Annotated in this window: 21 protein-coding genes; 4 read left to right on the top strand and 17 right to left on the bottom strand. The window is 58.4% G+C overall.

Features of this window, described 5'->3' with window-relative positions; genetic code table 11:
- Positions 1-19: 19 nt before the first annotated feature.
- The 8 genes from VQ830_RS20000 to VQ830_RS19965 form a co-directional block, all read right to left on the bottom strand.
- Positions 20-433: a DUF3830 family protein gene (locus tag VQ830_RS20000; RefSeq protein WP_337269910.1), complete on the bottom strand. Its 414-nt coding sequence runs from the start codon at positions 431-433 to the stop codon at positions 20-22.
- Complete coding sequence (gene hydA, locus VQ830_RS19995) at positions 433-1,857, bottom strand: dihydropyrimidinase (protein ID WP_337269909.1); 1,425 nt, start codon at positions 1,855-1,857, stop codon at positions 433-435. Before hydA ends, VQ830_RS20000 begins: the two co-directional genes overlap by 1 nt.
- A gap of 9 nt (positions 1,858-1,866) precedes the next feature.
- The gene (locus VQ830_RS19990; protein ID WP_337269908.1) at positions 1,867-2,595 is read right to left on the bottom strand and encodes an amino acid ABC transporter ATP-binding protein; all 729 of its coding nucleotides are present in this window, start codon (positions 2,593-2,595) and stop codon (positions 1,867-1,869) included.
- Positions 2,592-5,519, bottom strand: coding sequence for an FAD-dependent oxidoreductase (locus VQ830_RS19985; protein ID WP_337269907.1), 2,928 nt, complete (start codon positions 5,517-5,519; stop codon positions 2,592-2,594). The genes VQ830_RS19990 and VQ830_RS19985 overlap by 4 nt, the downstream gene beginning before the upstream one ends.
- Positions 5,520-5,528: 9 nt before the next feature.
- Positions 5,529-6,419 carry a 4-hydroxy-tetrahydrodipicolinate synthase gene (gene dapA, locus VQ830_RS19980; protein ID WP_337269906.1) on the bottom strand — a complete coding sequence of 297 codons (891 nt, stop codon included), beginning with the start codon at positions 6,417-6,419 and terminating at the stop codon, positions 5,529-5,531.
- Positions 6,420-6,434: 15 nt separating this feature from the next.
- Entirely contained in the window at positions 6,435-7,127 is a 693-nt protein-coding gene (locus tag VQ830_RS19975) for an amino acid ABC transporter permease (RefSeq protein ID WP_337269905.1), read from the bottom strand.
- Positions 7,128-7,200: 73 nt separating this feature from the next.
- Positions 7,201-8,037 (bottom strand): ABC transporter substrate-binding protein, encoded by an 837-nt coding sequence (locus VQ830_RS19970; protein ID WP_337269904.1) that lies wholly within the window; start codon positions 8,035-8,037, stop codon positions 7,201-7,203.
- A gap of 109 nt (positions 8,038-8,146) precedes the next feature.
- Complete coding sequence (locus VQ830_RS19965; protein WP_337269903.1) at positions 8,147-8,797, bottom strand: GntR family transcriptional regulator; 651 nt, start codon at positions 8,795-8,797, stop codon at positions 8,147-8,149.
- A gap of 104 nt (positions 8,798-8,901) precedes the next feature.
- Between VQ830_RS19965 and VQ830_RS19960 the strand changes: the two genes are divergently transcribed.
- A complete protein-coding gene (locus VQ830_RS19960; RefSeq protein WP_337269902.1) occupies positions 8,902-9,582 on the top strand; it encodes a GntR family transcriptional regulator in 681 nt (226 codons plus the stop codon).
- Positions 9,583-9,849: 267 nt separating this feature from the next.
- Here the strand turns inward: VQ830_RS19960 and VQ830_RS19955 are convergent, their stop codons facing one another.
- From VQ830_RS19955 to VQ830_RS19915, 9 genes are all read right to left on the bottom strand, one after another.
- On the bottom strand, positions 9,850-11,181 hold the full coding sequence (locus VQ830_RS19955) for an MFS transporter (protein ID WP_337269901.1): 1,332 nt from the start codon (positions 11,179-11,181) through the stop codon (positions 9,850-9,852).
- Between the two features lie 175 nt (positions 11,182-11,356).
- On the bottom strand, positions 11,357-12,031 hold the full coding sequence (locus VQ830_RS19950; protein ID WP_337269900.1) for an RraA family protein: 675 nt from the start codon (positions 12,029-12,031) through the stop codon (positions 11,357-11,359).
- 26 nt (positions 12,032-12,057) lie between these two features.
- A complete protein-coding gene (locus VQ830_RS19945) occupies positions 12,058-13,059 on the bottom strand; it encodes a hydroxyacid dehydrogenase (protein ID WP_337269899.1) in 1,002 nt (333 codons plus the stop codon).
- 137 nt (positions 13,060-13,196) lie between these two features.
- Positions 13,197-14,087, bottom strand: a complete 891-nt coding sequence (locus VQ830_RS19940) for an ABC transporter permease (protein WP_337269898.1) — start codon at positions 14,085-14,087, stop codon at positions 13,197-13,199.
- Positions 14,080-14,901 carry an ABC transporter ATP-binding protein gene (locus VQ830_RS19935; protein ID WP_337269897.1) on the bottom strand — a complete coding sequence of 274 codons (822 nt, stop codon included), beginning with the start codon at positions 14,899-14,901 and terminating at the stop codon, positions 14,080-14,082. Before VQ830_RS19935 ends, VQ830_RS19940 begins: the two co-directional genes overlap by 8 nt.
- On the bottom strand, positions 14,901-15,914 hold the full coding sequence (locus VQ830_RS19930) for an ABC transporter substrate-binding protein (protein WP_337269896.1): 1,014 nt from the start codon (positions 15,912-15,914) through the stop codon (positions 14,901-14,903). Before VQ830_RS19930 ends, VQ830_RS19935 begins: the two co-directional genes overlap by 1 nt.
- Positions 15,915-16,060: 146 nt before the next feature.
- Positions 16,061-16,768 (bottom strand): IclR family transcriptional regulator, encoded by a 708-nt coding sequence (locus tag VQ830_RS19925; RefSeq protein ID WP_337269895.1) that lies wholly within the window; start codon positions 16,766-16,768, stop codon positions 16,061-16,063.
- Positions 16,769-16,810: 42 nt separating this feature from the next.
- Positions 16,811-17,731 (bottom strand): SMP-30/gluconolactonase/LRE family protein, encoded by a 921-nt coding sequence (locus VQ830_RS19920; RefSeq protein WP_337270012.1) that lies wholly within the window; start codon positions 17,729-17,731, stop codon positions 16,811-16,813.
- Positions 17,728-18,777 (bottom strand): amidohydrolase family protein, encoded by a 1,050-nt coding sequence (locus VQ830_RS19915; protein ID WP_337269894.1) that lies wholly within the window; start codon positions 18,775-18,777, stop codon positions 17,728-17,730. Before VQ830_RS19915 ends, VQ830_RS19920 begins: the two co-directional genes overlap by 4 nt.
- Positions 18,778-18,901: 124 nt before the next feature.
- Between VQ830_RS19915 and VQ830_RS19910 the strand changes: the two genes are divergently transcribed.
- The 3 genes from VQ830_RS19910 (at position 18,902) to VQ830_RS19900 (ending at position 21,564) form a co-directional block, all read left to right on the top strand.
- Positions 18,902-19,912: an ABC transporter substrate-binding protein gene (locus VQ830_RS19910; protein ID WP_337269893.1), complete on the top strand. Its 1,011-nt coding sequence runs from the start codon at positions 18,902-18,904 to the stop codon at positions 19,910-19,912.
- Between the two features lie 234 nt (positions 19,913-20,146).
- Entirely contained in the window at positions 20,147-21,106 is a 960-nt protein-coding gene (locus VQ830_RS19905) for a tripartite tricarboxylate transporter substrate binding protein (protein ID WP_337269892.1), read from the top strand.
- A complete protein-coding gene (locus VQ830_RS19900; protein WP_337269891.1) occupies positions 21,106-21,564 on the top strand; it encodes a tripartite tricarboxylate transporter TctB family protein in 459 nt (152 codons plus the stop codon). Before VQ830_RS19905 ends, VQ830_RS19900 begins: the two co-directional genes overlap by 1 nt.
- The last annotated feature ends 3 nt before the right edge of the window (positions 21,565-21,567 follow it).

The raw sequence follows: 21,567 nt of genomic DNA, 5'->3' as shown, positions 1-21,567 counted from the left end.
ACGACGGATAATTTGAACGTCAGTCGACGAGTTCGAAGCGGATGTCCTGCGCGCCCTGCCAAAGCGTCAGGCGGCCGAGTTCGGGCAGCTTGTCGAGATTGGAGGTCACAGTGATGAAGTGATTTCCCGCGAGTTGACCCATTTTCGAGGAGAAATCGACCCCGCCATAGGCAATAAGGATCTCGGTTTCGCTGATCCCACCGGGATAGAGGATGATGTGGCCAGGCGCCGGATGGCTGGTGTGGTTTTCGTAGCTGACGCCGAACTCCTGATCGCCGAGCGGGATCCAGACGCCCTCTCCCGACCAGCGCACATGAACGATCTGCCCCTTGTAAGGCATTTGCTTCAAAAACGCCTCGGTCGTTTTCGGCGCTTTTTCAGTTTCGAGGACAGCATCGAACTCAAAGGGACCTGCGGTAATCTTGAGCTTCATCATATATCTCCTAGACGTATATTAAAGGTCGGTCGGGCGGCGGCAGGTCGATATTTTCCATGACCTTTTTTGCCGACCAGCACACCGTCCTCGACCATGACCGTTCCGGCCACGATGGTGGTGATGGGCCAGCCGGTGATTTCCATTCCCTCGTAGGGCGAATAGTCAGCGCCGTCGTGGAGATCGGCGTGGCGAATGGTGCGCTTCAACGCCGGGTCCCAGATCGCGATATCAGCATCGGAGCCAATGGCCATCGTACCCTTTCGCGGATAGAGACCGTAGGTCTTGGCGTGGTTGGTCGCAGTAATGGCGACGAAACGCGACAAGTCGATGCGCCCGGCCATGACGCCCTGCGAAAAGAGGATCGGCAGCCGGGTCTCGACGCCGGGAATGCCGTTGGGGATGTGCCGGAAGTTTCTCTTGCCCTTCGGGTTGAGCTTGCCGTGCTCGTCCTCATAGCGGAACGGACAATGATCGGAGGAGAAGAGCTCGAACACGCCGGTCTCGATACCGTGCCAGCATTCGGTCTGCGCCGCCTCGTCGCGCGGCGGCGGAGAGCAGACGAACTTGGCCCCTTCCCAGTCCATGCCATCCAGATCCCTGGCAGTGAGCACGAGATATTGCGGGCAGGTTTCGCCGACGACCTTGATGCCCCGCGCTCTCGCCCTCATGATTTCCTTGATCGCCTCACCGTTCGAGACGTGGACAATGACGATGGGCACATCGGCGATCTCGGCCAGCGAAAGCGCGCGATGTGTGGCCTCGCGCTCGACTGCAACGGGCCGTGTCGAGGCATGCGCGCGCGGCGTGACATCGCCGTGTCGCTCGTGCTTGTCGATCAGGAAGCGGATCGCATCCTCGTTTTCGCAATGGACCATGACAGTCGCGCCGGTGCTGCGTGCCACGTCGAACGTCTTCAGTATCTCGCCATCGCTCAAGCGCAAATCCTCATAGGTCATGAAGACCTTCAGCGAGGTGTAGCCGTCAGCCACAAGGGCAGGAAGCTCCTGCCTGACAACAGCGTCGGTTGGATCGGAGATAATCAGATGAAAGCTGATATCGGTGTAGCACTCGTCCTTGGCAAGCGCGTGATAGTCGTTCAGCGACGAACGCAGCGGCACGCCCTTTTGCTGAAGGCAGAACGGCATGATCGTCGTGTTGCCACCGAACACGGCTGACAGGGTTCCGCTAGCGAAATCGTCCGCCATAACGATCCCCTCGCCAGATGGTTGGGCGATGTGGACGTGGCTGTCGATGCCGCCGGGCAGGACATATTTGCCGACAGCATCGATGACGCGTTCTGCCCCGCTCAGTTGTTCGCCAATTTGGACGATCTTGCCGTCCTTGATCGCGATCGACCCCTTGAAGACGTCAGACGCCGTCACGATCGTGCCGTTTTCGATGATGATGTCGTATTCGTTCATGACGAGGCCTCAGTGCTGCAGGATCTTGCCGAGGAAGGCCTCGGTGCGCGGATTGTGCTTTCCGGCGAAGAAGTCGTCGCTCGGCCGGTCTTCGACAATCTCCCCCTGATCGATGAAGATCACGCGGGTGGCCACACGACGCGCAAAGCCCATTTCATGGGTGACGACCATCATCGTCATGCCGTCCTTGGCAAGACCTGTCATCACATCAAGGACCTCAGAGATCATTTCCGGATCAAGCGCCGAGGTGGGCTCGTCGAAAAGCATGGCCAGCGGGTCCATTGCGAGAGCCCGGGCAATCGCTACGCGCTGCTGCTGGCCGCCGGAAAGCTGGCTCGGGAATTTTACCGAGTGATCGGCGAGGCCGACGCGGTCGAGCAGCTGCATTGCCTTGCCGCGCGCTGCACTATCGCTGCGACCGAGCACGATCCGCTGCGAGAGCATGATGTTGTCGATGATCGTCAGATGCGGGAACAGCTCGAAGTTCTGGAACACCATGCCGACGCGCGTACGCAGATTGGGTAGATCGGTTTTCGGGTCGCCGACCTCGATGCCGTGTACGCGGATCGACCCTTGCTGGAAGGGCTCGAGACCGTTTACGCATTTTATCAGCGTGGATTTTCCCGAACCCGAAGGACCGCAGACGACCACAACCTCACCGCGACCAACGTTCACGTTGCAGTTCTTCAAGACCTCGAAGTCGCCATAGAATTTGCTGACGCCGGTGATTTCGATCATGCGCAGCCTTTCTCAAAACGGGATACGGAAAATCGATCGAGCGCCCTGCCCGTTTCACGGCCGAGGACAAGTTGCGCGGTAAGGTGACCGACGAGCGGACCAAGGGTATAACCGTTGGATGTCACGGCATTGAAGAAGCCCCGTTGCCGAGGATCCTCGCCAAGGATCGGGGCGCCGTCGATATTGATATTCATCGCGGCCCAGCTTCTGATGACGTGCAGTTTGCGCAGCGCCGGCACGACATGCTGCGCCACCCAGAGATTGCCCTCGATGCTCGAAAGCAGAGGGCGCGGATGCTGGTGGACCGGGTCGAGCCCGGCGGTCCAGCCGCCGCCGATGATGAAATTGCCATTGCCCGCCTGCTTAAGCGTCAGATGACGGTCGGCATGGGCAACGAGACAGGAGATCGTCGGCGCCGCCGCTTCCGTGACGACCATCTGCAGCGGAGCGCCGAAGACGGGCAGGTCAAGCCCCAGCAGACTGCCGATCCGTGACGCAAAGGCGCCCGCAGCATTGACCACACGCCGGGCATGGACGCTGCCGCGAGATGTGACGACTTCGAATCCATCGGCGATGGGTGTGATGGCCATGACCTGGCATTGATCGAAAATCCTGGCGCCGGCGGCTTTCGCGGCGTCAAGGATGCCCTGTGTCGCCACAAGCGGATTGATCTTGCCTTCCTGCGAACAGAAGGCAGCGCCCACGAATTGCGGCGAGAGCGCAGGTTCCATCTGCCGCAACTCGTCACGGTCGATCAGACGACAGTCGATGCCGGCCTTCCGCTCGACGCTCACCTTTTCCTCAAGGAAGCGCATATGCGCGTCGGTCTCCGCGACCATCAGACCGCCGTTCACCTTCATCTCGAAATCGCGGCCGAGTTCACGCTGCAGCTCGCCCCAGAGCGTGATCGAATCCCGCTGCAGTGGCAAGGTCTGCGCGGCAGCACCTCCTCCGCCTTCGGCCCGCGCGCCGTGGTCGAAGGAGAGAAGCTGCGCGTGTAGGCTTCCGGCATTACCCCCCGATGCGAGTGAATTTGGGAAACTGCGTTCCAGCACGACCACGTCTTCGCCGGCCCGGGCGAGAAACAACGCCGTGGAGAGCCCTGCGATACCAGCGCCGATGACGAGAGTCGAAACCCGTTTCAGAGGAAGCGGCTCGCCGTTTTTCAGCGGTGGCGTTTGGGGAAGAAGCGCCCGCTTGTGGCCGCCCCATTCCGGTTTTTCGACCGCAAGCGCCGCAAGGGGAATAGGTCGCAGCGGCATTTGTGGCGCAAGGAAGCCATTCGTCTCGCTCTTGTTGCGTCGCGCGCCGGCAATCGCGGCAACCGCGTCGCCACAATAGCGACCCTGGCAACGACCCATACCCGCGCGGGAAAGGCGCTTTAGTGTTGCGATGTCGCCAGCGCTGTCGGTCGCGAGCGCCTTCAAGGTTTTGGCCGTCACGCCTTCGCAGCGGCAGATAATGGTGTCGTGATCCGGGCCCGCGATAGCGCTCACAGAAGTCCGGTCGGCGAAGACCGCCCAAAGAGCCTTCTGAAACGCCCAGTGCCGTTCGAGCCGGCGTTCGACCTTGTCGTCGCGTGGCACGGAGAGCCCAAGCTTGCGCGCCACGGCCGAGCCGGCTAGCCGGCCTTCTGCCATAGCGATGTGCGCACCGCCGAAACGGGCTGCTTCACCCACTACATGGACATGCGGCAAAGTGGTCTCGCCATCCACCTTGCGGATCGCCGCCAACTTTCCGTCGACAATCTCGTGGCCACAACCAAGCAGGCGCGAGAGTTCGTTGGAGGGCGCAAAGTCGCCGCCGATGAGGATTGTGTCGGCCTGCAGCGTGAGCGTGTCGCTCGGCCCCTTGATCGCTACGGTCTCGACGCCGGATTGGCCCTCGATGGAGGCGATCGCGCATTCCCAGTAGATCGGCACACCGGCGGTGCGCAGGGCAATGATCTGTCGCATGCCGTTCAGCGCAAGCATCCTGTCGGCAGCGAGGAGCTGAAGGGCCGCGGTCGGCTGCTTCCAGGGCGCTCTCGCCCTTTCCACCAGCGCCACGACGGTGCCGCCAGCCTTGATCGTTTCCAATGCCACCTGAAAGTTCAAGGGGCCGTTGCCGGCAATCACGACGCGTTTGCCGGTTACCGTACCATAGCTTCGGAGCAAAGTCTGCGCCGCGCCGGCGGTCATGACACCTGGCTTTGTCCAGCCGGCAACCGCTGGCGGGCGTTCATGGGCTCCGGTCGCGATCACAATAATCTTCGGCTTGTAGTAGGATGCACCTGCTGGGCCGTAGCAGGAGACGATAGTCGTGCCGTCAGCACGACTTTCGGCGCCCCAAACCGTTGTACCAGCGACAATCGAGACACCCGCGCCGCGAACCTGTTCAACGAGATCGGCTCCGGAGCGGACCTGTTCGTCGGCCCTTAGGCGCTGTACCGCCAGGGCAGTCAGCGGTTGCTTAAAATATTGACCACCGGCGGCGGTACGTTCATCGACGACTGTAACCCGCGCGCCGGCGCACGCGGCAGCCTCGGCGGCGGATAAGCCAGCCGGGCCGGCTCCGATAACCAACAGGTCGGTCTGAATGGTTTCGATGGCTTGCGGAACGGAGGCGAGATCCGCAACGGCGTTGTCGACAATAGTAGGGCGCGGGCCCGGTCGCTCGATCGTCATCCCGGACCGGATCGTCGTCATGCAGGCCCGCTGGCTGAGGCGGCTATTGACGGTGACAAGGCAATCCTGGCATGCGCCCATGCCGCAGAAGATGCCGCGCGGCTCGCCCTTCAGACCACGCGAGAAAGCATGCCGACCGCTCGCTTCGATCGCAGCTGCGATCGTCATGCCACGTTCCGCCGTGATGGCGACGCCGTCTACGACGATGTCGACACGCTGATCGGACTGAGAGTGGTCCGGGCTGGAGACGGCCGGCATCGATAAATCCTAGAGGCTGAAGGTCAGACCGAAGTCCGAAACCAGTTTTTTCATGGCCGCATCCTGCTGCTCGGGAAGCGGCAGACGTGGGGGACGCGGCGTGCCGGCTGCAAACCCCATGTGCGTCAGCAGGCATTTTGATCCGGCGACATAGGCCTGCCCCCCGACAGCCTGTATGACTGGAAGCCACTTGAGATAAAGAGCCCTAGCCTCATCGAACTTCTTCTCGTCGGCGACAAGTTCAAAGATACGCGCCATCGGACCCGGTGCGACGTTCGAGGCCACCGCGACCCAGCCTTGCGCGCCCATCACGAAGGACTCGAAGCCGAGGATGCCGCCGAACACAGTCATGTCCTCGCCCGCCAGCTGAATGATGTCGCGCACGCGCGTTACCTCAAGGGTCGATTCCTTAATGTAATCGCAGCCCTTGATCTCGGCGATGCGTTTCACGAGCTCAGGCTTCAGATCGACATTAGCAGTCGCGGGATTGTTGTAGACCATGATCGGAATCGAGATCGCGGCGGCAACGGTCTTGTAGTGGTGGACGAGTTCGTCATCGGTCGGTGTCGAGTAGAAGGGCGGGATGATCATCACACCGTCAGCGCCCATCCGTTCGGCCTTGAGGCTGAGGCGCATGCATTCGCGTGTATCCTCGGCGCCGGTTCCGATCAGGACAGGCACGCGGCCTTTGACGGTTTCGATGACCGTGCGAGCGACACCGTCGCGCTCTTCTTCACTGAGCGATAGGAACTCGCCGGTCGATCCCAGCGGAATGAGGCCATGGATACCCTGGCGCACCTGCCATTCGGTGAAGGAAGCCATCGCCTTGAGGTCGACGGCGCCGTCGCGGTCCAATGGCGTAATCATCACGGTGTAAACGCCGCGAAACTTCTTGGTCATGTCAATATCCTGGTTCTAGCGCTTTTCGCTGAAGGACAGCCTGGAATCGGACTGGCCGAAGCGCTTCTCGATATGTCTCTGGAAGACATCCCAGAGTGTCGTCAAAAGGAGGTAATAGATCGCCGCCACTGCAAAGAGTTCGAGCACCATGAAGCGCTCCTGGATCAAGACTTGGGTACGTCGCAGCAGTTCTTCCATCGAGATCACCGATGTGACCGATGTCGTCTTCAAAAGACCGTTCACGGAATTGCCGAGCGGCGGGATGATGACTTTGAACGCCTGCGGCATGACGACGTAGCGCATGATCTGGCGCTCGGTCATGCCGAGCGCACGGGCGGCTCGCGTCTGCCCGATCGGAACTGCCTCGATGCCAGCGCGAATGATTTCGGCGAGATAGGCCGCCTCGTTGAGCGCAAGGCCCACGAGCGCCGCCTCTACCACCGAGAGGCGGATGCCGAATAATGGCAAAGCGGTGTAAAGCGCGATCAACTGGACTAGAAGCGGCGTGCCTCTGAACAGCCAGATATAGACCTTGGCCAGCGTCTGGACTAAGCGCAGTCTCGAGCGGCGCATCATCGCGAGCGCGAAGCCCAATATTAACCCTGCAATCAGCGAGACGACGGTCAGCCAGATGGTCGTGATCACGCCACCGAGAATGAAGGGGTTGAAGAGGTATCCGAAAAAGCCCGACCAGTTCCAGAGCGACATCAATCCATTTCCTGCTCAAAGCGAGCGCGGGAGCCCCGCGCCTCACAAGTCAATCGATTGTCCGGCGGACCGATCAGCGGCGAGGACCCTTCACGGAATAGTCGCCGGCGACCATCGCCATGCCGTACTTGTCGAACAGCGCCTTCAGGGAGCCATCAGCCTTCATTTCCTTGATCGTCACCGAAACAGCATCCGCCAGCACGGTGCTCTTGAAAGCGAGTGAAACCGGAGCCGGATAGAGACCGCTCAGGGCGCGCTTGAAATCACCGCGGCTGTCATATTCCTTGGCAACCGCGTCGATCGACACGACGGCCTGAACTTGACCGGCACGAAGCGACTGGTATGCCAGCGCGAAGTTGTCGAAAGTCTGGATCGTCAGACCTTCCTTGCCGGAAGCGCGCAGTTCTTTGTCAAGCAAGCGCGTCTTCGTCTCCTCGAATCCACCAATCTCCACGCCGACAGTCATGCCGGAGAGATCATCCTTTGTGGCAACCTTCTTGTCGGAATTCGGCGCGATGGAAACACTGATCGCCTGATCCTCATAGGGGATCATCTGCATGATCTTGGCGCGGTCCTCGGTGAAGAAGATGCCGGTGTTAATCATATCCCAGCGGCCGGCCTGCAGGCCCGGGACCATCGCCGAAAACTCGATGCGGACATATTCCGGCTGGAGGCACAGGCGCTTGGCGATCTCGGCGCCGAGTTCGACGCGCATGCCTTTGAGCTCACCGCTGGAATCGACGAACTGCAGCGGCGGCAATGTCGGGTTGGTCGACATCACAAGCGAACCGGGCTTGATCAATTCGCCGGCCGGAACCTTGGGTTCACAGCTCTGCGCGAAAACGGCCGATGCCGTCAGCGACAAGGAGAAGGCAGCGAGAACACCGCGAAAAATGAGAGAAGGGGTCATGGATGGCCTCTGGAGTTAGTCTTTGAATTATGTTACCCAGTTTGCATTCATCTGGGATCCCACTTTTATACATAGTTATTCGAGACGCGCAACAGTCATGAAGTTGACATCAGTAATTTGTGAGAACGCCCTGTCGCACTGCGTCGAGATGCTCCGTCATCGCCTTGCGTGCATCCTCGGCATCACGCGCCTTCAAGGCGCCAAGGATCGCTCGGTGCTCCGTAACACCGGGCTTGGCGCGCACGATGGCCATCTGGCGCTCGAAGATCGTGGTGTAGCGCCGCATGTCGCCGATCGTTGCTTTCATGAAGGCATTGCGGCTGTTGTCGGCAATGCAGCTATGCAGGGCATCGTCAAACTGCCAGACGATTTCGGGGTCTGGCTCAAGGTCGGCATCGATCGCATCCAGCATCATCGAAAGGCGCTCAAGCTCAGGATCGGCGATGTGGGGCGTTGCAAGGGCAGCCGCGGTCGGCTCGATCAACATGCGCATCGTCAAACTATCGAGGTAGTCTTTCAGCGAAACGACGCGGACGCAAAGAACACCCTTCTCGTTGCGCACGAGCAGCCCCTCCCCCTCCAGCCGGCTCAAGGCATGGCGCATCGGAGAGCGGGACACCGCGTGTTGACTGGCGAGACGGCGTTGCTGGACGATGGAGCCGCCGGCGAGACGGGCCGAGAGGATATCTGCCAGAATCAGGCGATACGTATCATCGGCAAGGCTAGTGTCATCATTGGTTTCGCTCAGTCGATCGTCCACGGCGTCTCTTTCGGGTTCTCCTTGGTATCGACTATCATATGCGCCAGCTTTGCGCGTAAAGGAATAAGCGAGGGACTACATTGCCGGTAGAGGAAGAAGGCAAAGTGACGGACACATCGGTTGCTTCAGACGTGAAGATCGCAACGCGCGGTCAGCACAATCTCGCATCGCTCACCTATAGAGCAGTCTCCGACATGATACGCCACCGTCGGCTTAAGGGCGGCCATGTAATCGTCGAGGCAAAGCTTGCCGAGACCCTTGGAATATCAAGGACGCCCCTACGCGAGGCTCTACAACGGCTCGAGGGTGAAGGGCTCGTCCGCAAGGGCGATGGCCGCAACTATATCGTGCGCCGCGTGGACATCGGAGAATATCTGCAGAGCTTGCGGCTGCGCTTGCTAATCGAGCCGGAAGCCGCCGCTCTGGCGATCCGCAACATTCCGCGCCGCCGGCTGATCGAGGTTAGGCGCGAGATCCACGACCTTCTCGATGCGACAGCCTATCATACCGACGCGCACTGGTTCTCCGACGACAATTTGCACAATATGATCATCGACTACTGCGGCAATGCCGTGATGGCTAAGGTGCTGCGTGAACTGCGGGCCACTACACGCCTCTTCGAGATCGACAGGCTGAAAGACCGGCTGAAACCGGATTCGACCGAGCACCTTGTCATCATCGAGGCCATCGAACGTGGCGATCTCGACTCCACCCGTGCGGCAGTCGCCACGCATATCGAGAGCCTGATCTCATTCACGCGTGACCATTTGGGTGCCGGCGAATAGCAGCGCGACGCGTCAGTGCACTCCGGTAACGCGATACAATTATTCAGATTCGCACACTTTATGCAGATCGAACCGATGACATCTACTTTACGTAGAATTCAAGGGCGTTTATCGGCCGACCTGCGGATCGGTGAATTGAGGAAGAACTATATCGGACTTCCGGCACCTTGGATCTAAGGCAGGTATGACCACCTGGAAGGAGAACTTTCCTTACGTCCCGAGAAACTGGTGACTAGGGTTCAATCTGAAATTTGAGACGCACCACAATTACGCATGGCGCATCGTTTCCATAGAGATTTTCCAGGTCGTCTTCATCCTTAGGACGAGAAGGGCACCGACCAATGAGACGATGGCTACAGGCAATAAAGCCAGGCCGTGGCTGCCGCTGAGCTCGAGAACGCTGCCATAGACGTTGACCATCAAACCACCGCCCATGAGATTTGACGTGGCATTGATCATTGCCAATCCGGCGGCAATCTGCGCAGCGCCAAGCGTACTTGAAGACAGCGCCCAAAATGGCCCTTTAAATGAATAGGCCCCAACCAGCACACAACTGAGCAGGATGACTGTCGCCGTTAGCGAGTGAGCAAAGAAGACACCCACAAAGCCAAGCGTGATCAGCATCAATGCGGTTGCTGTATGCCAGCGGCGTTCCCCGCTCCGGTCCGAATGACGGCCCCAGAGGACCATAAGGACGCACGCCAGACCGTAGGGGACGGCATTGACCAATCCCGTTTGGAAATCAGTCAAACCGAAGGACTTCAGAAACTGGGGCTGCCAAACGCTGAGAACCGATCCAGCCGCGGACGCGCCCGAACATGCGAGCGCCATCGCCCAGAGGTACCGATTGCGCAGGAGCGACAAAAATCCCGCCCAACCTCGTTTCGTCCCTGAGCGATCGGTTCCGCCGTCACTGTTCTTGCGGAGTTCTCCGACAAGCCATTGGCGTTCCGCTTCTGGCAACCACTTGGCCTCTTCCGGCCTGTCGGTGAGACGCAGCAGGCATGTGAAACCGAGGGCAGCGGCCGGCAACCCTTCCAGTATAAACAACCATTGCCAGCCTTTTAGTCCCATAAGTCCGTCGAGGCTCAACAGAATTCCGCCAATGGGAGATCCGAGAAAGGTGGCCGCCGGAATGGAAATGCCGAAAAGCGCGATGTACCGCCCTCTGTATCCGGAGGGTAGCCAATAGGTCAGGAAGAGCAAGACGCCCGGGAAGAATCCCGCTTCGGCAGCGCCAAGCACGAAGCGCATGATATAAAATGACGTCTCCCCCTCTACGAACGCCATAGCGGCCGATATCAACCCCCAGGTGATCATGATCCGAGCGATCCACATGCGCGCACCAAAGCGCTGCAGAGCCATATTGCTCGGCACTTCCATCAGGAAATAGGAGATAAAGAACAGGCTGGCGCCAAACCCAAATGCCTGCTTTGATATGTGCAGATCCTGCACCATCTGCAGCGAGGCCATTCCAACATTGGCACGGTCAAGAATAGCAAAAAGATAACTGATCATCATCAACGGCATGATCCGCCGGACGACACGCCGCATCGCAGACTTTTCCAGCGCTGACGGACGATCACTCGGTATAGACATCTGAACCTCCCGTAATATCGGCTCTATTCTCTGCCGGACGTCACCATCCGCCAGAGCCTCTCCACCAGGCATGCCTATGCTTCTATTCGCCTCCAGCGATCAGGCGGCACTCATGGTTTTCTTGGAAGATCGCGACCATGCTGAAGGTTCTGATAGTTCGAACCACGACCGTAGATCAGCCTAAGACTTCGCAACCGAGCTTTGTCAGCGTTGCGTCGACCCAAGCACGGTCATTTTTACCGAGCTTAATGTTCGCCATCTGCGCGGTTTCGGCCTGATGCTTCTTCGTTGCCGCCGCAAAAACAGTTTCAGTGTCATTCAACGGTACGCACACGACACCATCGGCGTCACCGCAGATGAGATCACCGGGATGAATGACCATGCCGTTGATCGAAATCGGAACATTGACCTCTCCAGGTCCGTCCTTATAGGGCCCGCGATGGGTCACGCCCGAAGCGAAAACGGGGAACGCACCCGATAGCAATTCTGCGCTATCGCGGATGGCACCAAAAATCACGATGCCGCCGAGCCCGCGCTGCGCAGCATGGGCCACCATCAGTTCACCGATTATCGCGTTTGTCAGATCTCCGCCCGCATCGACCACGACGACATCGCCCGGCTCGGCGATATCGAGCGCCTTATGCACCATCAGGTTGTCGCCAGGCCGTGCCTTAACGGTGATGGCCGCGCCTGTCATCGTGGCACCGGTGTAAAAGGGACGAAGCGTCGGTCCTGCGGCCGTCATGCGCGACATCACGTCGCTGATATTGGCAACGGGTAGCGCGCGAAAGGCATCAACCCATTTTACTTCAACTTTACGCTCACGCTTGCAGACGCGAAATCCAATCATGCTAATCTCCCTGGAAACGAATTAAATCAGGCTGCTACCGTCAGGTTGGTATTGGCAAGCGCCCGGGCGTCGAAGCCCCGGCCTTCCAAGACCCCGATGATATGCGTGGCGCTCTGAACGGCCATGTTGCGCAAGGCCGACCGGCTTGCACCGCCAACATGCGGTGTTGCGATCAGGTTGGGCAGGCTCCAGAGCTGGCTGTCCTTCGCCGGCGGCTCCTCCTCGAAACTGTCGAGGGCAGCACCTGCGATCGTCTTGGCGCGGAGCGCAGCGATAAGAGCGACCTCGTCAACAACCGCACCCCGTGCTGTATTGACGAGGAAGGCATCCGGCTTCATCAAGGACAGGCGCTCGGCGTTGATGAGATGATGGGTCTGAGGTATCAGGGGGCAATGGAGACTGACGACGTCAGCAGCTTTCAGGACCTCGCCGAGATTGCGGCTGACTTTGATTTCCGGGGTGTCTGCCGCAAACGGATCATAGGCAATGACCGTCATCCCAAGCCCGCGCGCCAAGCTAGCAGCGCGTTGACCAATCTCTCCGAAGCCCACGATTCCAAAGACGGCGCCAGCGAGATCCCGGCCGACATATTTTGTCTTCGGCCAGTCACCGGCCTTCACTTGGCTATCGAGGAACAGGACATCCTTCATCAGGCTAACGCTCAGGCTGATTGCCAGTTCAGCGACTGACTGCGCGTTGGCGGCGAGCGCCCGTAGAACCGGGACGCCGAACTCGGTGGCTGCTGTCAGGTCAATATTGTCAACGCCACTGCCGTGTTTTGCAATCACCTTCAGCCTTGGCGACGCAGCGATCACCGACCGATCGATGGACCCCTGGCGCACAAGAATTGCATCGACCTGATTGCTTCGCGCCATTGCGGCAAGGTCGGAAGGTGTTGAATAGGCCGGAGCAAAAATCGGGTCCAGGCGATGATCCGCCAGCAGTTGCATCGCTTCGGAGACCAGTTGCGCTCCTGTGACCATTACCCGGCCCTTAAACTGGCCTTCATTCGCGTTCGTGGCATTCATATGTGCGCCTCGTTCGTATCGATTGCTTCAATTTTTCGGAAAGTGCACCCAGCATTGACCGCAAGCTTCCTGTCATTGCCGGTGTCTGTAGTCTTTGGCCGAATTATTCTCGCGCGGGCTAACTCGACGGGAAATGGTCAGCCGGTCTGGGTTCCCCATTTGCGCACTGTCAGAAGTTCGATTGTTCGGAAGACGAGACCTTCGACCACTAGACCGATGACGATCACCGTCAACAGGCCGGCAAATACACCGGAAGTTTCGAGAGCATTGCGAGCCTCGAAAATGTACCATCCAAGACCGGCAGCGTTTCCGGAAACACCAAAGACCAGTTCGGCGGCGATCAGGGTACGCCAGGCAAAGGCCCAGCCGATCTTCAAGCCGGACAGGATCGAGGGAAAAGCAGCGGGAATGAGAATGAAGAAAACCATTCGCAAACCGCCAAGGCCGTAGTTCCGGCCCGCCATCTTCTGGGTCTGGCTGACCGAAAGAAAGCCGGTGAAGGTGTTGAGCGAGACCGCCCAGAGGACTGAATGGACGATCACGAAGACAATGCTGCTGGTGCCGAGGCCGAACCACAGAAGCGCGAGCGGCAGAACAGCGATCGCCGGTAGCGGATTGAACATGGCCGTCAATGTCGCGAGCAGGTCCGTACCGAAACGTGTCGAGATAGCGAGCGTCGTCATCACTGCCGCAAGCGCGATGGCAGTCGCATAACCGGTCACGAGAACCTGCAACGAGGTTATCGCTGCCGAAGGCAGACGTCCGGAGACGATGTCGCCCCAGAGCGTGGTGACGGTATCGCTGAATGACGGAAACATCAACGGATTGCCGAGATAACGCGCATAGACTTCCCAGATCACACACAGCCCGATCAGGACCAGCGCTCGGCGAAAGCCTGTGATGTTGAACAAGCCCTCCAGGAAGCCGACATCCTGCTTGATGCTGCCGATCTGTGCGATATCGACCGTCTTGTACTCCAGATCGGGTCTGGCCGCGGGGATTGACCGACCGTCAAGAACCTCAGTCATGGGCAACCTCCTGATCGCCGAAGAGCATCTGGTTGATCTTTCGATTGAAAGCCATGAAGTCCGCATCACCCTGGTGCTGATGCCCATAGGCCGTTGCATCGAGTTCGGCGCGAACTTGGCCGGGATGGGGGGAGAGGACGAGAATACGCGAGCCGACGATGATCGCCTCTTCAATGGAGTGGGTCACGAACAGCAGGGTGAACCGCACGTCATCCCAGAGTTCCAGAAGTTCCTCCTGCATGCGCCGACGCGTCAGCGCATCGAGGGCAGCAAAGGGCTCATCCATCAGGAGCATCTGCGGTTCCATTGCCAAAGCACGTGCAATGGCCACCCGCTGCTTCATCCCGCCCGACAGCATGTGGGGATAGGAGTTTTCAAATTTCGAAAGACCAACCTTGGTGATCACGCGCCGGGCCCTGTCGCGGATCTCGGATTTCGGGAAGCGTCCCGACCGGCGCATCGGGAACATGACGTTGTCGATGACCGTCATCCACGGCATGAGCTGGTCGAATTCCTGGAAGACCATCATGCGATCGGGCCCTGGTCCTCGAACGGGCCTGCCGGCGAGCTTGATGTCGCCCTCTACCGGCGCCAGGAAGCCGGCAACACTTTTCAGGAGTGTCGACTTTCCGCATCCCGAAGGCCCGAGCAGAATGAAGCGATCATCCTTCTGGACGTTGAAGCTGACCTTGTAGGTCGCAGTTAAGATCGCCGCGCCCGTCTTGTATTGCAGGGTAACGCCATTGACCGAAAGCAAAGGCGACGTTGTGGAACTGCCCGGCGTTCCATTTGCAAATTGCGTGTTCATATCCATCAGCTGCCGCTTCCCTCGCTTATCGGCGCGAAGAACATGTCACGCCAGCTGGCGGGCGCCTGCTTTATCGCACCGGTGCTCGCCAGGAAGTCCGCAAAACTTTGCATTCCGCGCGGTTCTACGGTGAAGACCTGGCCTTTGATTGCTTCTTCGACCTGAGCTGCGGAAAGGCTCGTTTTCTCCGCCGCCATATAGATCTCGGCGGCCTTGCCGGGGTCGTTCCGGATCAGATCCATCGCCTCCTTGAGCGCGCCCACAAATGCGGTTAGCGCTTTCGGATTGGCGTTTGCAAATTTTTGGGTTGCGGCATAGAGCGCACCGGAACAAGGTCCACCCAAGATCTCCCGGCTGTCGACAACCTTGAAGCATTTCTTGGATGCCTCAAGCGTGCTGATAAATGGTGGGGCCGCAAAATAAAGGCTCACGCCGTTTCCGGAGATCAACGCGGTCGTTGCGTCGGGGTGCGGCAGCTGGACCATCTGCTTATCGAAGCGTTTAGCCTCCCCTTTGCCAAATGCCTTTTCGGCAGCCATTTGCAGCAAGATGGCCTGCGGCGATGTCGTACCGGTCACCGCTATACGGTCCGTTGGCTTGATGTCCTTGATCGATTTGATTGACGGGTCGTTCGTATAAAGCGTGAGAACCGCTTCATTGCAGGCGACGATCCCCTTCAGGTCGTAAGAGCCTTTGGTTTTGGCCCAGGCCGCGATCAAGGCAGTCGATCCATAGGCACCGATATCGAGACTGCCGCTGAAGATACCGTCGTTGATGACCGTTGAGCCGCTGACACGCTGTACCTGAAATTCGGTTCCACCAATCCCATTACCTTCCGCGTGCTTCTGGAAGAGCGAAAGCTTTTCCGCGACGGTCGTTGCCAGATGGCTCGTTCCGTATTGCGTCGCGACTTTGATGGTCTTCTTTTCTTGCGAGCGAGCTGCCAGAGGCGCTCCAGAGGCCGCTAGCAGGCCCATCCCGGCCAAGGCCAGGGATTTGCGTCTTGTCAGACTGAACATAACTCCTCCACGAGTTGCACCATCTGGTACCAGGCTCTCGGAGGGTCACGACACTAATAGGCGCGTACCCATCCTCCCGATGAGCAACGCCTTGATAGCATTTTGAAACGCCGTTGCAAATATAAAATGCAACGGCGTTTCAATTTTTAATGTTCGCCCCCTAGCGAGTTCGTGAGGCCGTCGGCGAGATTGAGCAACTGCTGAGCGACCTGAGCCGACTTTTCGGCAGTCAGTCGGGAGGCCGGACCCGTGATCGCAAGCGCGCCGAGAAGCCGTTGCCCCGCTCCGAACACTGGAGCTGCCATGGAAGCGACGTGAGGATCCGTCACGCCGTTGGAATAGATCGGCAAATGAACATTGGTTTTGCTCTCTGACTGTCCGGCTTCGAAAGCGCGCAGAACCTGCGCAATCGAAGATCCATCCATGGGCCTCAAATCCCCGGGCCGCACATGCATGCGCAGCGGCGATGGCGAATCGTGGCGGAATAGGCAAAGCCGCTGATCGCCGCGCCGAATATAGAACGAGGCAGTCTCCCCAGATATGGCAACCAGACGTTCTAGAACCGGCATCACCTCAGATTCGAGGGCGAAAGATTGAAGGTAAACGGATCCCAATCTCGCAATTTCAGTCCCCAGACGATAGCGACCGTCGCGCATTCGTTCGATGAAGCCGAAACTTTGTAGAGAAACGCACATGCGCATGATCGTGCTTTTGACTAGGCCTGTCCGCTCGGCAAGTTCGGCAAGCTCCAGCGCATCGTCGCCCCGTCGGAACGCCGATAGCACCGTCAAAAGCCGATCGGCGGAAGCCACCCCCTTGACCTGGGGCAAACCCAGCTCGCTATCATCGTCCATCTGCACCATCTTCTTTATCGACCCCAAAGCCGCATCGTTAACTTACGGAACCGCCATAGACAATTGTTCACCGCGAACGGGAAGTCTCGCCCGCAAGATACTGCCTGTTTGAGATTCTGTTACGTAGATGACATGTCGATCGGTCGGATCAAAGGCCATATTCGTCGTCGAAATCCCGGCACAGGATTGGATGCGATGCAGCGGCTCGGCGACGCGAGACACATGCCAGATCGAACCGAACCCCGTGTGGGCCACAAAGAGTTCGCCATCTTCCGATAGGGCGAGACCATCCGGTCCGCCCATGCCGCCGTGCAATTGCAGGAAAACCCCAACCTTGGTTGAAGTCCCCTCATGCAGGGGCGCGCGCCATATCTGTTGCGCACGCGTCACGGCGACGAGGAGATAGCTCATGTCGCTGGCAACAACAATTCCATTCGGGCTGGGAATGCCGGACATAACGCACTCCAGCCGTCCGGCTGCGGATAAGCGGAACACCCGACCCGTTGGTGAATGAAGCCCACTTTGGCCTTGGTCAGTGAAATAAAGATCCCCATTTGAGGCGAAGGCGAGGTCGTTGACGCCCTTGAAGCCTTCAGAAAAATATTCTTCGACGACAGGCGAGACCGATCCAGTGTTGATATCAAGCTGAAGGACGCCTTGCTTGTAGTCGGTGATGTAGATTTTGTTCGCGCTATGGAACTTCATGCCATTCGGCCAGCCGTCATATTCGCTGACAAGGTCCCAGCTCCCATCGGGTGCAATCTTGAATATTCTCCCAAATGGTATGTCGGTCACGTAGAGGTTGCCACTGGCATCGAAGCAGGGACCTTCGAGGAAGGAATCAATGGCCAAGCCGGAACGGTTCACATCCGCCCAACGCGTCTTGCGTGGTTGGCGAAACCGGTCTGGCATGCGCGAGAAGATTTCCGTTTGTATGGTCGGAGGGGGTGCGAAGAACATCAGAACTCTCCTTCCGGCGTAATGCCGAGATCGTAGACACGCGCCGCAGTCGAAAAGAAAAGATCCTGTCTTTCCGAAGAACTGAAACTTTCAGTCAAGCGCTTGAACGCGTTCCACAGCGATCGGTAAGAAACCATGCCTTTATCAACTGGGAAATTGCTCTCGAACATGCAGCGTCTCGTGCCGAAGCGTTCGATGGCAAAGGAGATATACGGATCCCACGCTGCGGCAAGCAGTTCAGAACTTGGCGGACGATCAGACAGATGGAAATCAAATCCCCCGGCCCCCATCGCAAGACCGCCCAGCTTAACGCAGACATTCGGCAGCTCTGCAATCCTTGCCATGGCCCCACGCCAGTCGGCCAGCACCTCCGCGCGCCGGCCCTTATAGGGTCCTGCCCCTAGCGGGCCGCCGAGGTGGTCGAGAATGATGGCTGTATCCGGACAGGCGCGCGCCAGATCTTCGAACTCTGCAAGCTGTGTATGATAGGCCCAGACGTCAAGCGTCAGGCCGCGTCTTCCAAGCCTGCGAACACCGTCCCGGAATGCTTCTTCCAGCAACAGACCCTTCACCGGCGGAACAGGATTGGTCGCAATTGCTGGATCCTCGTGCCAGGCGGTCTGATTGCGAATGCCACGAAAGCGCATTCCGCCGGCAGCCATCATGCGGTCGAGAACCGCTTCGATCCGGTCACCCGCCATTAAGTCGCAGGATCCGACGATCCCTGCACAAGCCCTGAACGAACCGTAAAGGCCAGAGGCAGACTGTGCTGCCACCCCGTTTGCGAATTCAACCTCGCCAACAGGTTTAAGCAAATCGTCAGGCTGGTCGATAGTATACATCGACCGGCTTTGCACAAAGACCGTCCCCTGAATTCGGTGCCCCAGCCGAGCGTCGGCAAGAAGTTCATCGAAAAGATACCGATGACCAGGGCGGTCCCAAAGATGATGATGCGGATCAACAATGGGCATCTCGGGAAGAAGAATTTCCTCCTGCTCCTGTGCGAGCCAGTCCTCGCGCACGGCAATGTGGGGCGAACGTCCGGCCATGAAACCTCCTCGATCCCTAGCCGCTGCTGCAAATTACCGACATCTAAAAAAGGCAGTTGACAGCGCGACTGAGATGACCTCATTATTTTGCAACGCCGTTTCAAAAAGCACTTCGGGAGGAAGTATGCAACAGAAACTTCGCCGGCGGGCCGCGATCGCAGCGATCGCCGCTCTGTCGGTCTTCACAGTTTCCCCTACCGTTTCGAGCGCCGCGGAAGAGAAGCCTATCTCGATCGCGATCCAGTATGGTTATGCCTATCTGCCTGTTGTCGTCGCCGATCAAAAGGGCTTCTTTTCAAAGCAGCTGGCCGCGAAACGCATCACCACCGCCGTTCAGATTAAGAAAATCAGCGGAGCGCCAGCGATCAATGATGCGTTGATCAGCGGAACCATCGACATCGGCGCCTATGGACTTCCCGGCATGCTGATCGCCGCCGAAAAGACCAAGACGTCGATCAAGATCCGTGGACTTGCAGCCCTTGTTGCCGGAGACAACGGCTTCTACACCAACAAGGCTGACGTTAAGGATCTTAAAGACCTGGGATCAAGCGACCGGATCGCCGTCACATCGACGACTGGACAACAAGGCCTGCTCGTGCGCATGGCCGCGAAGAAAGCGTTTGGGGACGCACGACACTTCGATACGATGATGGTTCAGCTTCCGCATCCAGATGCGACCAGCGGCCTTTTGGCTGGCGGAACGATCAGCGCATATGTCGCGCCTCATCCTTATAGCGATGTGCTGGACGGCAATCCGAAGATCCACAAGCTTTTCAACTTTTCGGACTATCTTGGACAACAGGTAACGAGCGGACTGCTTGCGACGACCGGCAAGTTCATAGACGATCGTAAAGATGCAGCGCTTGCCGTCGTCGCCGCGATCGATGAAGCCGATGCCTTCATTCGCGACAATCCCAAGGAAGCTGCCGCCATTTTCCTTGCGTCGGAGAAATCGTCGTTGAACGCCGCCCAAATTGAAAAGATGCTCGAGGGCGTCAAGGGCGAATGGGGTATTCAGCCGAAGGGCGTGATGAGTTTTGCCGATTTCATGAGCGAAACCGGTCTCTTGAAGTCGAAACTCAGCAAGTGGCAGGACGTATTCTTCGAGCCTGTCTCCACCGGTCAGGGGACCTGATATCTGAGACAAGACGAGGCTGCGCACGACTTGCTGCCAGTCGCTATAGCCACTGAAGAGATGACGTTTTAGACAACCCAGGAGCGATCGGTCTTTGTGCTTGCACGCGTAACGGCCACTCTCTCTTTGTTCAACAACAGCAAAGCCGCCCTTAGCCGGTCACCGATCCTCGGCGCCCGTTGGCAGAACACGCTTTTACAACTGTTGAGACCGCTATCCAAAGGAGGATTGGATTTGACACACAACCTATTCACAGTCTCGCTTGCCGTCGCGGCAGTCGCCGCTTCGGCCTCACTTGCTCATGCTGAATGGCCAAAGGATCGCCCGATCCAAATGATCGTTGCTTTTGCACCTGGCGGCAGCACGGACGTGATGGCACGTGCCATCGAGCCGCTGCTAGAAAAGGAGCTTGGCGCCGATATCGTGATCGAGAACCGCCCAGGCGCCTCCGGCGAAATCGCCTATACGGCTCTGTCTAAAGCAAAGCCTGATGGCTACACCTTCTCCTACATCAACACACCGGGTTACCTGTCAATGCAGGTGCAGCGCAAACTGGGCTACGATCCGAAGACAATCAAGCCGATTGTCCGCATCGTCGATGATCCGGCGGCGGTCGTCGTCCCGTCGGCCTCAGAGTTCAAGACCCTAAAAGATTTCGTGGATGCTGCCAAGGCAAAGCCGGGTTCCATCTCGTTTGGTTCTTCTGGCGTTGGTACCGACGACCACCTCGCTATCATCCTACTCGGCGCCGCGTCGGGTGCTAAATTTACGCATATTCCTTTTGGCGGGGCGGGCGAAACCCGTACCGCTATTCTTGGCTCGCAGATTTCGGGCGGCGGATTGAATGTCAGTGAATTTGCTGGAACGGAAAGCACCGGCCTGCGCATGCTCGCCACGTTTGGTGCGCAACGTTCGCCGCAGCTTCCTGACGTCCCGACAGCCAAGGAGCAAGGCTTCGATGTCGAAATGAGCTCCGAACGTGGCATCGCCGCGCCGGCAGGCGTTCCTGAAGAGATCACCAAGAAGTTCTCCGAGGCGATGAAACGTGTTGTCGATAGCCCCGAATTCCAAAGCCAGGCCAAGCAGCTTGCCCTTCCGCTTGCCTATCTTTCCGGTCCTGACTGGGAGAAGCAGATGCCTGATCGACTGGCTCGTTTCCAGAAAATCTGGAACGAAACACCGTGGGTTCAGTGATGTCGAACTCCGGCAGCAAGAACAGGGATTATCCCGACATTCTCGCAGGCTCGTTGATGATCGGATTGGGCGCGCTCGGCCTTTGGGCCGGCCGCGACCTCACATTCGGATCGGCAGCGATGATGGGAGCCGGCTACCTTCCTGATGTCATCTGCGGGTTGCTCATCGCGATCGGCGCGTTCGTGCTTATGAAGGCAGTCGGCAAGGCGTACGAGCCGATCGGCGAGACGAACGTCAAGCCCCTTATCATTCTCGTTGCCGCGATCGGTGGTTTTGCCGTTATGGCGGAAACACTCGGCTTCGTGATAGCGACGATCTGGCTTCTCGTGATTGGCAGTTTGGCCGATCAGGAATCACGATGGAAGGAGATCGTCATCTCCAGTGTCGTCCTGACGGCTTTTGGCGCGCTTGTCTTCATCTATGGCCTCGGCGTCCAGATGCCGATCCTGCCGTTCTGATAA

It is taken from the genome of Oryzifoliimicrobium ureilyticum (assembly GCF_037199735.1).
Taxonomy (GTDB): domain Bacteria; phylum Pseudomonadota; class Alphaproteobacteria; order Rhizobiales; family Rhizobiaceae; genus Rhizobium; species Rhizobium ureilyticus.
This window is presented reverse-complemented; position numbering and strand designations above follow the sequence as displayed.

Excerpts from the sequence above, each read along its gene's own strand:
- VQ830_RS19975 (WP_337269905.1), bottom strand. The coding sequence starts at position 7,127 with ATGTCGCTCTGGAACTGGTCGGGCTTTTTCGGATACCTCTTCAACCCC.
- VQ830_RS20000 (WP_337269910.1), bottom strand. The coding sequence starts at position 433 with ATGAAGCTCAAGATTACCGCAGGTCCCTTTGAGTTCGATGCTGTCCTC.
- VQ830_RS19925 (WP_337269895.1), bottom strand. The coding sequence starts at position 16,768 with ATGGACGATGATAGCGAGCTGGGTTTGCCCCAGGTCAAGGGGGTGGCT.
- VQ830_RS19935 (WP_337269897.1), bottom strand. The coding sequence starts at position 14,901 with ATGGATATGAACACGCAATTTGCAAATGGAACGCCGGGCAGTTCCACA.
- hydA (WP_337269909.1), bottom strand. The coding sequence starts at position 1,857 with ATGAACGAATACGACATCATCATCGAAAACGGCACGATCGTGACGGCG.
- VQ830_RS19955 (WP_337269901.1), bottom strand. The coding sequence starts at position 11,181 with ATGTCTATACCGAGTGATCGTCCGTCAGCGCTGGAAAAGTCTGCGATG.
- VQ830_RS19930 (WP_337269896.1), bottom strand. The coding sequence starts at position 15,914 with ATGTTCAGTCTGACAAGACGCAAATCCCTGGCCTTGGCCGGGATGGGC.
- VQ830_RS19985 (WP_337269907.1), bottom strand. The coding sequence starts at position 5,519 with ATGCCGGCCGTCTCCAGCCCGGACCACTCTCAGTCCGATCAGCGTGTC.
- dapA (WP_337269906.1), bottom strand. The coding sequence starts at position 6,419 with ATGACCAAGAAGTTTCGCGGCGTTTACACCGTGATGATTACGCCATTG.
- VQ830_RS19940 (WP_337269898.1), bottom strand. The coding sequence starts at position 14,087 with ATGACTGAGGTTCTTGACGGTCGGTCAATCCCCGCGGCCAGACCCGAT.
- VQ830_RS19950 (WP_337269900.1), bottom strand. The coding sequence starts at position 12,031 with ATGATTGGATTTCGCGTCTGCAAGCGTGAGCGTAAAGTTGAAGTAAAA.
- VQ830_RS19910 (WP_337269893.1), top strand. The coding sequence starts at position 18,902 with ATGCAACAGAAACTTCGCCGGCGGGCCGCGATCGCAGCGATCGCCGCT.
- VQ830_RS19915 (WP_337269894.1), bottom strand. The coding sequence starts at position 18,777 with ATGGCCGGACGTTCGCCCCACATTGCCGTGCGCGAGGACTGGCTCGCA.
- VQ830_RS19970 (WP_337269904.1), bottom strand. The coding sequence starts at position 8,037 with ATGACCCCTTCTCTCATTTTTCGCGGTGTTCTCGCTGCCTTCTCCTTG.
- VQ830_RS19945 (WP_337269899.1), bottom strand. The coding sequence starts at position 13,059 with ATGAATGCCACGAACGCGAATGAAGGCCAGTTTAAGGGCCGGGTAATG.
- VQ830_RS19900 (WP_337269891.1), top strand. The coding sequence starts at position 21,106 with ATGTCGAACTCCGGCAGCAAGAACAGGGATTATCCCGACATTCTCGCA.
- VQ830_RS19990 (WP_337269908.1), bottom strand. The coding sequence starts at position 2,595 with ATGATCGAAATCACCGGCGTCAGCAAATTCTATGGCGACTTCGAGGTC.